Raw genomic sequence first — 11,455 nt, forward strand, 5'->3', positions numbered from 1 at the left:
TGCCTCGCGCGGTCCCGGCTGCCGATCTGGCTTTGATGCGCTGGATCGACGAGTTGCATCTGGAATACCCCTTCGTCGGCAGCCGGATGTTGCAGGGGCTTCTCGAAGCCGAGGGCTATGCCGCCGGGCGTCGGCATGTCACCGCGCTGATGAAGCGCATGGGGATCGAGGCGCTCTATCGTCGGCCGAATACCTCGAAGCCTGCACCGAGCTACAAGATCTTCCCATATCTTCTGCGCAAGCTGGCGGTCACGCGCCCCAATCAAGTCCCCCCTCTCGGCGATGCAAGCATCGCCTGCCGGGCAAGGGGGCGATGGATATCACCTACATCCCGATGGCGCGGGGCTTTGTCTATCTCACTGCCGTCGTTGACTGGTTCAGCCGTAAGGTTCCGGCCTGGCGGCTCTCAATCACCATGGATGCCAGCTTCTGCATCGAGGCGGTCGAGGAAGCGATGGCTCACTTCGGCAAGCCTGAGATCTTCAACATCGACAGTCCGAAGATGAAGGCCGGTTCCCGGTCGGTCTGACTCAAACACCGATCGACGGCGGTAGGCTGGCGTCGCGAGGTGCCCCGGTGCGGTCTGACCCGCATTCCGATCGACCACCGTGTCGTTCCCTGGACCTGTCGGCCGCCCGGGAACACTCGCGGTGGGGCTCTGCCTCGGCAGTTGCTTGTGACCCGAGAAGTGCCGGACTGATCCGGTCTCGTGGCTGTCCTGTCCAGGCATTGCGCTGCGGCTGGGCCAAGCTAGGCACGGCGGAGAGGTAAACATGGACGGTGATACGTGATGAGTGGCTTAGGCGATAAAATGGCTGATGAACTCCGAGGAACTGAGCGAAATTATCCCTTGTGCGCAACGAAGGAAGCTCCGTCCGCTAGGTTGATATCTCACGCTAAGGGCGGCCTGATGGGATGCGGCCCCATTTTGGACCTTCGACCGTACGCGCCACAATGTTGGTACTCGGCGCTCAAAGGTCCAGGTAGCCGCCGTAGAGTAGTAGCGGGTCGGTCAAAACCTAGGCAGGTTCTGACCGAGAGCGACATGTGTTAGCTGTGGAGATCTGAGACCTTTTTGCAACCTATTTCCGCATAAATCAGGACTTGTCTCAAGGTGATTGAGGCGTTTGCGCCGGTCATTCCTGTCGTTTTTGGCGGAGATCCCCTTGCCGATGCTCCGCGCACTGCTTCAAAGGATGTAAAGGTCATGGGTTGGTGGCAGTATCCCAATCAAACCACCTCGAACACCCGGAAGATCAGGCCGTTCGGCTCCATGGTTTCATGAATCTTGCGGAACCCCAGCAACTTAAACCATCGCTCCGTCCGCGGATGCTGCGATCGCGACAGGGAGAGGATCTGAACTCCGGGGTATTGCTGGCGCAGGCTGACGATATAGCGTCTGGAGAACCGCACGACGCATGGCTGGAAGAACGCCTCCCGACCCAGAAGCCATGTGTATCGTACCCCGTTTTCCGGGTACGATCCGAGCAGGGCAACGGGCTCTTCATTGACGGTGATGCTGTCCGCGCCAAATTCGGCGCGCCATGCCCTCACGGTATCGGGAACAAGGCCAACGGCCTGTATCTCGATTTTGGTGCGCTCGGCCAGGTCGTCGAATATATGACGAACGTCCTCGTCGCTGGCTGTGCGGCTGGTGATCGCCAGCAAGGGGCAGGCATCCTGGCTTGTCGACATCATCGTTCATGCGCTCCATCCATGAGGGATCTGACCACCGGCTCGAACAGATAGGAGATCAGGCGCCGCTCACCCGTGACGATGTCGATCGTCGCCGTCATGCCGGGGGTGATCGGTATGGGGCCAGCCGGTAGGGCGAGGTCAGGACTGGCGAGCGCCACCCGAACGGTATAGACCCACTGACCCCCTTCATGTCGGGTGTCTGCGCTGATCTTGCGGATCGTGCCATGACCCATGGCGTAGCGTTCGGCAGGATAGGCGTCGAATTTCACGTAGACGGGCTGGCCCATCTCAAGGAAAGCCGTCTCGCGGGTTGGAACCATGGCTTCGATCTCGACCGCCTCGCCGGAAGGCACAAGGTTGGCGATGACCTCGCCAGCCGCCAGATGCGCACCCAGTGTCTTGATCTTCAGATCCTCGATCCAGCCGGCGATCGGGGCGGTGACGGTGGCATAGGCCAGGTCGCGGGTTGCAACGGTCAGGTTGGTTCGCAAGTCGTCGAGATCGTGCGCCACCGCATTGCGGGATGCCTGCCATTGTTCGCGGGTGCTGGCGAGCTTGGCGACGCGGGTGGCTGCCAGGGCTTTGATCTGAGTGGCCTTGATGGCAAGGTCCTGCTGTTGGATGGCCTTGTCGTGCTGGAGCTGTGTGTAGGCTTGAGCCTGCCTGGTGTATTCGATCTGGCTGAGCGTACCCTTGCGCTGCAGCGTCGTTGCCCCCTCGAAGATGGTTTGCTGGAGTTGCAGAAGCGCCTCGGTCTTCTCCAAGAGGGCTTGGGTCGACTTCTGGCTTTCGCAGGCAATGCCCAGGTTGGCGTCGATTTCGTGGATGATGGCCGACAGACTTTGCAGTTCGGTCGTGAGCAAGGCTTGGTTGGTCTTCATGATGTCGGCCCGCAACGATGCCTGGCTCAGGACAGACAGTGCGTCGAGAAGGAAACCGTCTTGGGCAGGGTCGGTTCGGGAGAGAGCTTCGAGGGCGGCCGTCAGCTTGGCGAAGGTGCCCTCGTTCCTGGCGATGAGCTGATTCAGCCGCTCGGCTTCGGCGTGCTGATTGGCCTGGTTGAGCACGAGGAGAGTTTGCCCTTGGGAGACGGACTCTCCCTCCCGGACGAGGATATCGTCGACCCTGCCATCGATTTGCGACTGGATCAGTCGGATCGCGCCGATGGGAACGACGCGGCCCTGACCACTCGCGACGATCTCGGTCTTGGCCAGGGCCGCACCGGTGATCGCCGCCACGACGAGCCCACACAGGATCAGGCCCGACCAGCGCAAGGTCGGCGACGGGCCGGCAAAGTTCACGGCAAGAGCGTTTGATCTACTGTCAGGCATGTGGTGCTGCCAATCCCCGCAATGAGAATCAGAAATTGTCTCGCACCGTCAGCTTCCAGAGGTGCCCAGGTTCGTTTGGTTAGCGGAAGAGTCACCCCCCCCTGAGTGCTTCGACAGGATCTAGTTTGGCCGCCTTCCAAGCCGGATAGAGGGTTGCCAAGAAACATAGAATTAGCGTGGTGAATATTATTATTGCTACTTCACAAAGATCGACCTTGGCAGGTAAGTTTGAGAGAAAATATACCTCCGACGGGAATAATTGCGTATTGAGTGCCCATGAAAGGTATTTTTGAATGTCTTCAATATAATTGCAAACCAAAAGTCCGGCAATTACGCCAAATAAAGTACCAAGAGCACCAATCACCATACCAGTGATGAAAAAAATGCGTAATATTGCTCCGCGTTCTGCTCCCATTGTACGCATTATTGCGATGTCTGGTTGCTTGGATTGAACCAGCATAGTCATACTTGAGACAACCCCGAGAGCAGCCATAATCACCAAGATCAGTAAAATCATGAACATCACATTGCGCTCCACCTGTAAAGCCGTGAAAAAGGCGGAGTTACGTTGGCGCCAATCAACCAAAGAAACGGGGCGACTCGCTACACTTTTGAGTGTTTCACGTTCAGATTGTGCGAGGTCAGGATTCTTCAGATAAACTTCAATAGCCGTTACATCATCATTGCGGTTGAAAAAGGCTTGCGATTCCGACAACGACATGATCACGAAGCCACTGTCGATGTCGGACATGCCGACTTCGAAAAGCGCCATCACCTGATAGGGTTTCTGACGGAGGGTGGTGCCTAGAACAGTCTGATCTCCTTTGGGAGACGTTAGGGTAATGCTGTCACCAATTTGCAGCCCAAGGGATGAGGCGAGCCTAGCGCCAATCACCACGCCCTGTCCCTGATCAAAAGTGTCCAGCACACCACCCTTGATATTATTGGCAAGTCCTGGCAAACGCCTGAGATCCTCGAGACGAAGACCTCGTACTATGGCACCGCTTCCCGAAAAGGAAGAAGACACAAATACCTGCCCTTCCACAAAGGGCATAGCTGATTTCACGCTCGGCACTTTAGCAATGCGGCTGGCAACCGCCTCATAATCGGTGAGCGGGGTCTCGCGGGGCGAGACGATTATGTGTCCGTTGAACCCTAAAATCTTCGATTGCAGCTCGATACGGAAGCCATTCATCACTGACATTACGATGATGAGGGCGGAAACACCAATAAAAAAACTGAGGAAAGAGAGTATAGCGATCAGGAATGTCATTCCGCCTTTACGATGCGGCGTCAAATAACGTAAAGACACCATCCATTCAAAAGCTGCAAAGGGTAGCGTTCCTTTTGGCTCAGACGCCATCAAAGCTAAGTTAGCTGTTTTCATCGATTGGACTCGAGAGGTTGGCTTGCTGGTGCTGCAGGAGCGCGTTGGTCTTCTCCAGGAGAGTCTGGGCGCCGATTTTTTGGCTTTCTCGGGTAACGATCAGGCTGGTGTCGATTTCGCGGGCGGTGGCCGCAAGACTCTGCAGTTCGGCGGTGAGCAGGGCCTGGTTGGCCTTCACGATATCAGCCTGCTGATTGGCCTGGTTGAGTACGAGGACGGTTTGCCTTTGGGCGACGATCTCGGTCTTGGCGAGGGCCGTGACGGCGAGCCCACACAGGATCAGGCCCGACCAGCGCAAGGTCGGCGAGGGACTGGCAAAGTTCGTGGTGGCAGTGTCCGGCCCGGCGTCAGCCATGGATCGCCGCCAAGTCGAGAACCGCGGCCGGCTTGGCCACGACGTCAGGACGATGGGTGATCAGTACGACTGCGGTCGTAGAGGCCAGTTCGGCCAGGACAGCGAGGATGGCTTGTTCGGTTGCGCCATCAAGCGCACTGGTCGGCTCATCGAGCACGAGAATCCTGGGTTGAAGCAGTAAGGTGCGAGCCAAGGCGAGGCGCTGGCTTTGGCCACCTGACAATTGCACGCCGCCGTCGCCAATACGGGTATCGAGCCCATCCGGCAAAGCCCGGACCGTGGTGTCGAGCTGGGCGCTGGCAAGAGCCTGCCAGAGGCTCTCCTCCTCAGCGGCAGCGGCCAGGTGCAGGTTATCGCGGATGGAACCGTTGAAGAGTTCCGGGGTTTGCGGGACATAAGCCACGATCCTGCGATAGGCTGCCGGCGGCAGCATGGCCGTGGGTTGGCCAGCCAGGTGGATCGCGCCGACTGTCGGAGACAGCAGCCCGGTCAGGAGTTTTGCTAAGGTGGTCTTGCCGCAGCCGGAGGGGCCGACGACCAGGGTGATGCCGAGGGGAGGAATGGAAGCGGTCAGGGCTGAGATGATGGGCGGCCCCGAGGGGTAGGAAAAACCGAGGTCGACCAGGTCGAGGGGACCGGATGGAGAGAGGTTTTTGCCGTGCTGTATGAGAACTTCGGGTTCGGTGGGCTGAAGTAGGAGCTCACCGAGACGCCGGCGAGCGACCTGGACGTTCTGCCAGGCATCCCAGACACGGGCGAGGCCAAAGATTGCGCCGGAGACATGGCCGGAGAGCAGCTGGAAGGCCACGAGCTGTCCCAGGGTCAGATCATGGGTGAGGACGGCGCGTGCGCCGGCGAAGATGACGATGGCGTTCAGGGCCTTGTCGGCCAGGCCGGAGAGAGTGCGCCCGAGCAGAGCCAGATTGGAAGCGTGCAGCCCCTTGCTGACCGAGTCAGTCAGGCTGTGGTCGAGGCGCTGGAGGGCGGCGTGCTCGGCTCCAAGCGCCTTGAGGGTGGTGGCGTGGCTGAAGGTCTCGATGAGGCGGGCGTTGTGAAAGGAACCCGCCAGAAAGGACCGATCGAAGCGCCGCCGCTCGAGGGGGCCGAACACGAAATAGAGGGCGAGCTGGACGGGCATGGCCAGCAGCAGGACGGCGGTGAGGAAGGGGCTGATGGTTGCGAGCACCGCTGCATAGACGAGGGCAAAGCCGGCATCGAGCATGAGACCCGATGAGGTGTAACCCATGAAGCTTTGGACCTTACCGAGCTCCCCTAGGCGAGCTAGGAGCTCGCCGGTGGGCCACTTACGGATGATGGGGAGAGGCAGGTGCAGGATGTGGCGCATGGCGCGCAGGCTGAGATCGCGTCCGATACCGGTGCCGATCCAGGAACCGAGCCTTCCGGCGACATAGCCGAGGAGGACTTCGAAGAGGGCCGTGCAAAGCAGCAGGACCAGGATGATGCTCAAGCTTGCGCCGCGCTCATAGGGCAGGATGCGGTCAATGATGGTCTGGACGGCGAAGGGGCTGACAAGGGCAAGAAGTCGAATAATAACGGATAGAATAAAAGATTCGACGATGAATCGTGTTCGTGCTGAAAATGCAAATCTTGTCCAAGAAAATGGAAGAATGTTCATATTTACAATGTAAATATACTGTTTTTCCTGTGCGGAAAATGTAAATTCCATACAACAGTGCCGGCAAATATAATTTTGCCGGCACTGTAACTAAATTCGATTAGCCGTTCTGGCCGCCGTGGGTTGGCTCGGAACCGTAGCCGCTGCCGGGAGGACTCGCCGTTCCGCCTGGCCCATTAGGTCGGCTCGAATTGTAAGGGCTGGTGTCATAGTTGTTGATCGGGCCGCTGCCTCGATAGCCATGGTAGGAGGTCTGGTCATGCGCATACGCCGGGGCTCCACCGTTATCGGTAGGGCTAAGGCTCCAACCACTACCTTGGCTACCGCCGGCATTACTGTTGGTGCCGCCGGTACAATAATAAGGCTTGTCGGCAAGGTCGACGTGGAGCTTAAAGCGAGAGAATTTAGGTAGGTAGTCCATATGTTTTACCTTTCGTGAAAGTCTTCTTAAGGAAAGGTTACGTAGGGGCCATGAGATAATGCGGCCTGCGCGACCGATTAGGCAAGCCATTTTTGAAATTTAGACCATCATCCATATAGGGAGTGCCTAATCATGGTGGCGATAGGGAAAACGGTCAGCGCTCCATTTGCGGATGCATGCATCAATATAGGCCAAAATATGCCGCCGCTCTTAAGACGAGCCCATGTAATGCACAAAGCAAATGGAAATATTGAAATTGGGAAAAGAATACCAACATCCCTGGGTAGATGAGCTAAAGCAAATATTAAACTAACAAAAATTAATATTGTCTTCTCATTTATTCCAATGTATTTTAGATATTCAACTACAAATCCTCTCCAGGACAGTTCTTCTGCTATAGGAACGATTATTGAAATATATAATATTATTATAGATGAGAATATATACACATCTGCACCGCGCACAAATAAAGGCAGCCTTTCAAATAGTGCTGGTGAATTTCCAAATCCAATTGAAAAATAATGAGTTAATATTATTTGGGGGATTATTGATATAAAGGGGGAGGCAATAGTAAACGCAATAAAGATAAAAGAATACAGTAAATTTTTATTGTATTTCCATATTTTTGCAAATTTGTATTTTACATTTGCTGCAATTACTACGATAATAACAAATATATACTGAAGATGATATGTTATCATATCTCCATAGAATGGCAGTTTAAACGGTATGTATCGCGAATATATGTCAAAATAGTACCATATAACTCCATTCGTTCCATTTTTAAAATATAAAATTATTTCTGTTGCTGCAGATGATAGGCCGTATGTTAAGGTGAATAACCCGATTGGTGCAATAAGCACGAGGAATGAAGAAACTACCTTTGATTGAAAGGGCATAGTTTGTTTATGTTCAATTTGTTCATGCATTTATTTAATTCCTTTTGGTTTACTTACTTCAATGCCTGGATCTTTGGCGAGGTGGCCGAATGCGATTGAGTATTCGGTCGGGAAGTCAGTTAGGAGCAGGGGCTGAGATTTATTCTCGATGATGGCGTCGGTCGTGCCCTCGCGGATCGGCTCTGTGGTCTATGCGAGAAGATTCCAGTTCGCTGGCGATATTGGTCTGCCCGGAGCTTCAATTTGGCGGCTGCTACGCCTATGCTCCGGCGTAATTTTCCAGGGTGAAGGTCCGTGGGTCTTTGGGAGCAAGACCCCCCCACGCGTAGGGCGACGATTTCGTAGAGCCCGAGACTGCCATAGCTTTCGAAGGTGAAGACGGCCTTGCGGTGGTGGACTGCCAAAGGTGAGTCGGACTGTTCGAGCACCTTGCGCAGGGTAGGCGAGAAGCGAAAGATGGGGTTACTGGCCTCTTTACAGACATCGGCGGATCTTCTGACATCGAAGAGTAGGGGCGATGCGGGTGCGCCCGCGTAATGGAGGGGACTGAGCATGCCCTCAGATGACGAAAACTGCCACGACCCGCGCCAAGCGAGGAAGCCATAAGGCATAACCCAACGTCAAGCCTTTATATTGACTGCTCCCCCATCCTTGACGCGCCTTCCTTCTGGGCGTACGTCATCATTGTATTTAGTTACTAAATTAACATACTCGTGTATGATGTTCGATCGATCCGCCAGGCGCTTGCTTCGCTCACCCTGGCGTCTCTTCCTCCGTCCTCCCCGGAGCTGGCGAGGAGCTTTGCCCCTTCGAACCCCTGAGCGGCATTGCCGCCAAGGGCTTGCCCTTGAACCAGCGAGGAGCCATCCTTCTCGACCCCGTTTTTTTCTTGTTGGTCCTTGCCATGGCACGCAAACCTCGCCGCGCTCGTATCGTCAGTATCCGCTTCAGCGCTGAGGAGGCGGACGGGCTGACGGTCAAGGCGATGGTTGACGGGCTGGATGTGTCGGACTATGTGCGGCGAGCGATGGCGGACATACCGCTGCCGGAGCGTGCTGCCCGTGCCCGCCGCAGCCGTTCGGCGCCTTCGCCCGCCGTGCTGGCGGCCCTGTCGCGGATCGGCAACAACCTCAACCAACTCGCGCGATGGTCTCAGATCCACAAGGACGCAATGTCAGCGGTCTCGGCGGTATCAGCTCTGTTGCGCCTGGAGCGCTCAGTGACGGCCATGGCGGATAGTGACAGCGGTTCTTCCGGCTCAGCTGCTTTTCCTCGCAGAGCGGGAGGCTGAAGACGATGCAAATCAAGATGATCGCGCGTGGCAAGGGGGGCGGTAGCGAGCCGGCGAATTACTTGTTGCGCGAGAGCGGGTGTAATCAAACGCCGGAAGTGTTGCGCGACAGTGATCCGGAGCGGACGCGTGCTTTGATCGACAGTCTGTCGTCGAAATGGTGTTGATAAGATCGAAGCGGTTTTCAGCAGCCGTGATGACAAGGTGCTGGACGTCCTCGCCCCTGATCCCCTCGGTTGTTGTGATATGGGCGATGGCCTCGCGATCACAGCGGTCGAGAGCGAAGGCAACGCGAGGCTTCTCCTTGTTGTCGCAGCTGACGTGAGTGCCGGAATGGCCGATACGCCTCCCCTCGTATTTGAGACACCTAGGTTGATATTGCGTGCTAGCCGTCGCGCGGATGCTAAGACACTGTACGAAGAATATACCGGCAGGAAAGAAGCCACCCGCTATTTACAGCGAGGCCCTCACCCGTCGCAAATCCGGACTGAAATGGCCATTGACGTTTGGGGCGAAGCCAATTGGTCAAAGACCAGCCGCTTTATCTGGAGCATCCTTCGGCGTCCGGAGGAAAAGCCGGTCGGCCTTTTCCTGATGTTCATCGAAGGAAGTCGTGCCGAAATTCATTACGGCCTAGGCCCCTCATATTGGGGGCAAGGATTGGCTTCGGAGGCCGGGATTGCCGCTATGAACTGGGTTATGGGTGAATCCACGATTTCAGAGATTTCAACGATCTGCGCGGCAGAGCATACTGCCAGCCTGCGAGTGTTGGAAAAGATTGGCCTTCGTCGAAGCAGATTGCTTTCAGGCGAACTGCTGCTGGCCTCGACGGGCACCACGGTAGACGCCTGGCTCTGTAGCTGGAAACGGTCCTGAGCTTGTGTGTACTGTTTTGGACGCAATTCTTTGTCGGGGCGGCGTCCCGGCTATCCAAGTTCATCGGCTGACGGAGTTGGAGGTGGGTGCCGCGACGGGTTTCGGCTATGGCGAGAAGAGCGCGCTGCGGACCGCCCAGCGCAATGGCTACCGCGACAGGGACTGGGAGACGCGGGCCGGAACGGTTGGCGGCCATTCTCGAAGACACCGAACCGAACGTGCTGGCCTACATGATCTTCGGGAGTGTCGGGAATTCCGTGTACGGGCTGGCGGTTGACCATCAAGCCGTCATGGCCCTGATGAAGCGGTCGCCGAAGAGCACGGCGAATTGAGCTTTGGCCATGGCCCATTCACGGGCCGGCATTTTCCATTCTTTCTCCGATCGGTTCAAGATCAGATAGAGCAGCTTTGTGGCCGCTTCATCGGTCGGAAAATGCCCCCGTGCCCGTACCGCCCGGCGCAACTTGGCATTGAGGGCTTCGATGGAATTTGTGGTGTAAACGATGCGCCTGACATCATCAGGAAAGGCAAAAAACGGGATGATTTCGGGCCATGCCCGCCGCCAGCTCTGACCGATGGCAGGGTAGCGCTGACCCCAGAAGCCAGCCTCAAAAGCCGTCAGTGCCTCCTCGGCAGCGATGGCGTCGACGGCGCGGTAGATGGTCTTCAAAGCCGTCCCGAGAACCCTGCGATCCTTCCAAGCCACGAAGTCCAGCGAGTTTCGCAAAAGGTGAACGATGCAGGTCTGGACCAGAGTTTGCGGGAACACGGCGGTGATGGCGTCCGGGAAGCCCTTGAGGCCATCGACGACAGCCAGCATGATGTCCTCGACGCCGCGATTGCGCAGTTCGTTCATCACCCTCAGCCAGAATTTGGCGCCTTCGTTCTGCTCAAGCCACATCCCCAGGACCACCTTGGTGCCGTTGGCCTGCACCCCCAAGGCAATGTGGATGGCCTTGTTGCGCACCACGCCTTCGTCGCGGATCTTGACCCGGATCGCATCGAAAAAGACCAAAGGATAGGCCGGATCCAGGGGGCGCTGCTGCCAGGCTGCAACCTCCTCCAGGACAGCATCGGTGACGGTGCTGATCAGATCGGGCGAGGCCTCGATGCCATAAAGCTCACGTAGGTGCCCCACGATCTCCCGGGTGCTCATCCCCCGCGCATACATCGAGATGATCTTGTCGTCGAAGCCGGGGAAGCGGCGCTGATACTTGGCGATCAACTGCGGATCGAAACGGCCCGCCCGGTCGCGTGGCACCTCGATCTCGATCCGTCCCGTCTCGGTCGTCACCGTCTTGCGGCCGTAGCCGTTCCGGCTGTTGTTGCCCTGCACTTCCTGCTCGAGATGATGGTCCATCTCGGCGTTGAGCGCCCGTTCCGCCAACGCTTTCTTCAGCGTGTCCAGCAAGCCGCCTTGGTTCAGCGCCGCCACAGCGTCGGTGCCTGTCAGCAGTTGATCGAGAAGCTCCTTCGGTATCGCCGGTTCTTTCCGTCGTGACATACTGGGTCTCCCTTCTACCCATTATGCCAGCCCGCACACGGAATTCCTGACAGTCCC

At 56.8% G+C, this 11,455-nt stretch carries 10 protein-coding genes and 3 pseudogenes; 5 read left to right on the forward strand and 8 right to left on the reverse strand.

Features of this window, described 5'->3' with window-relative positions; translation table 11 throughout:
- Nucleotides 1–493, forward strand: a pseudogene (locus tag ACTJKX_RS36765) (DDE-type integrase/transposase/recombinase); the annotation flags it as partial.
- Nucleotides 494–1,230: 737 nt separating this feature from the next.
- Here ACTJKX_RS36765 and ACTJKX_RS36770 read toward each other — a convergent pair.
- From ACTJKX_RS36770 to ACTJKX_RS36795, 6 genes are all read right to left on the reverse strand, one after another.
- Nucleotides 1,231–1,668: a hypothetical protein gene (locus ACTJKX_RS36770; RefSeq protein WP_440728349.1), complete on the reverse strand. Its 438-nt coding sequence runs from the start codon at nucleotides 1,666–1,668 to the stop codon at nucleotides 1,231–1,233.
- Nucleotides 1,669–1,694: 26 nt separating this feature from the next.
- Nucleotides 1,695–3,029 (reverse strand): HlyD family type I secretion periplasmic adaptor subunit, encoded by a 1,335-nt coding sequence (locus tag ACTJKX_RS36775; RefSeq protein ID WP_440728350.1) that lies wholly within the window; start codon nucleotides 3,027–3,029, stop codon nucleotides 1,695–1,697.
- Nucleotides 3,030–3,120: 91 nt separating this feature from the next.
- Complete coding sequence (locus ACTJKX_RS36780) at nucleotides 3,121–4,416, reverse strand: lipoprotein-releasing ABC transporter permease subunit (protein WP_440728351.1); 1,296 nt, start codon at nucleotides 4,414–4,416, stop codon at nucleotides 3,121–3,123.
- Entirely contained in the window at nucleotides 4,403–4,771 is a 369-nt protein-coding gene (locus ACTJKX_RS36785; protein ID WP_440728352.1) for a hypothetical protein, read from the reverse strand. The genes ACTJKX_RS36780 and ACTJKX_RS36785 overlap by 14 nt, the downstream gene beginning before the upstream one ends.
- Nucleotides 4,764–6,458, reverse strand: coding sequence for a peptidase domain-containing ABC transporter (locus ACTJKX_RS36790; RefSeq protein ID WP_440728353.1), 1,695 nt, complete (start codon nucleotides 6,456–6,458; stop codon nucleotides 4,764–4,766). The genes ACTJKX_RS36785 and ACTJKX_RS36790 overlap by 8 nt, the downstream gene beginning before the upstream one ends.
- A gap of 477 nt (nucleotides 6,459–6,935) precedes the next feature.
- Nucleotides 6,936–7,757, reverse strand: coding sequence for a CPBP family intramembrane glutamic endopeptidase (locus ACTJKX_RS36795; protein ID WP_440728354.1), 822 nt, complete (start codon nucleotides 7,755–7,757; stop codon nucleotides 6,936–6,938).
- 874 nt (nucleotides 7,758–8,631) lie between these two features.
- Here ACTJKX_RS36795 and ACTJKX_RS36800 point away from each other — a divergent pair.
- Together ACTJKX_RS36800 and ACTJKX_RS36805 are read left to right on the forward strand one after the other, a co-directional pair.
- Entirely contained in the window at nucleotides 8,632–9,018 is a 387-nt protein-coding gene (locus tag ACTJKX_RS36800) for a plasmid mobilization protein (protein WP_440728355.1), read from the forward strand.
- A gap of 5 nt (nucleotides 9,019–9,023) precedes the next feature.
- A complete protein-coding gene (locus ACTJKX_RS36805; protein WP_440728356.1) occupies nucleotides 9,024–9,185 on the forward strand; it encodes a hypothetical protein in 162 nt (53 codons plus the stop codon).
- Here ACTJKX_RS36805 and ACTJKX_RS36810 read toward each other — a convergent pair.
- Nucleotides 9,172–9,348, reverse strand: a pseudogene (locus tag ACTJKX_RS36810) (IS3 family transposase); the annotation flags it as partial. The gene ACTJKX_RS36805 and the pseudogene ACTJKX_RS36810 sit on opposite strands and share 14 nt — an antisense overlap.
- Nucleotides 9,349–9,351: 3 nt before the next feature.
- On the opposite strand from ACTJKX_RS36810, the gene ACTJKX_RS36815 reads away from it, so the two are divergent.
- A complete protein-coding gene (locus ACTJKX_RS36815) occupies nucleotides 9,352–9,894 on the forward strand; it encodes a GNAT family N-acetyltransferase (RefSeq protein WP_440728357.1) in 543 nt (180 codons plus the stop codon).
- 4 nt (nucleotides 9,895–9,898) lie between these two features.
- Nucleotides 9,899–10,081 (forward strand): annotated as a pseudogene (locus ACTJKX_RS36820) (transposase); the annotation flags it as partial.
- Between the two features lie 93 nt (nucleotides 10,082–10,174).
- Here the strand turns inward: ACTJKX_RS36820 and ACTJKX_RS36825 are convergent.
- Nucleotides 10,175–11,398 carry an IS256 family transposase gene (locus ACTJKX_RS36825; protein WP_440727108.1) on the reverse strand — a complete coding sequence of 408 codons (1,224 nt, stop codon included), beginning with the start codon at nucleotides 11,396–11,398 and terminating at the stop codon, nucleotides 10,175–10,177.
- Between the last annotated feature and the right edge of the window lie 57 nt (nucleotides 11,399–11,455).

It is taken from the genome of Labrys sp. 22185 (assembly GCF_052045555.1).
GTDB lineage: Bacteria > Pseudomonadota > Alphaproteobacteria > Rhizobiales > Labraceae > Labrys > Labrys neptuniae.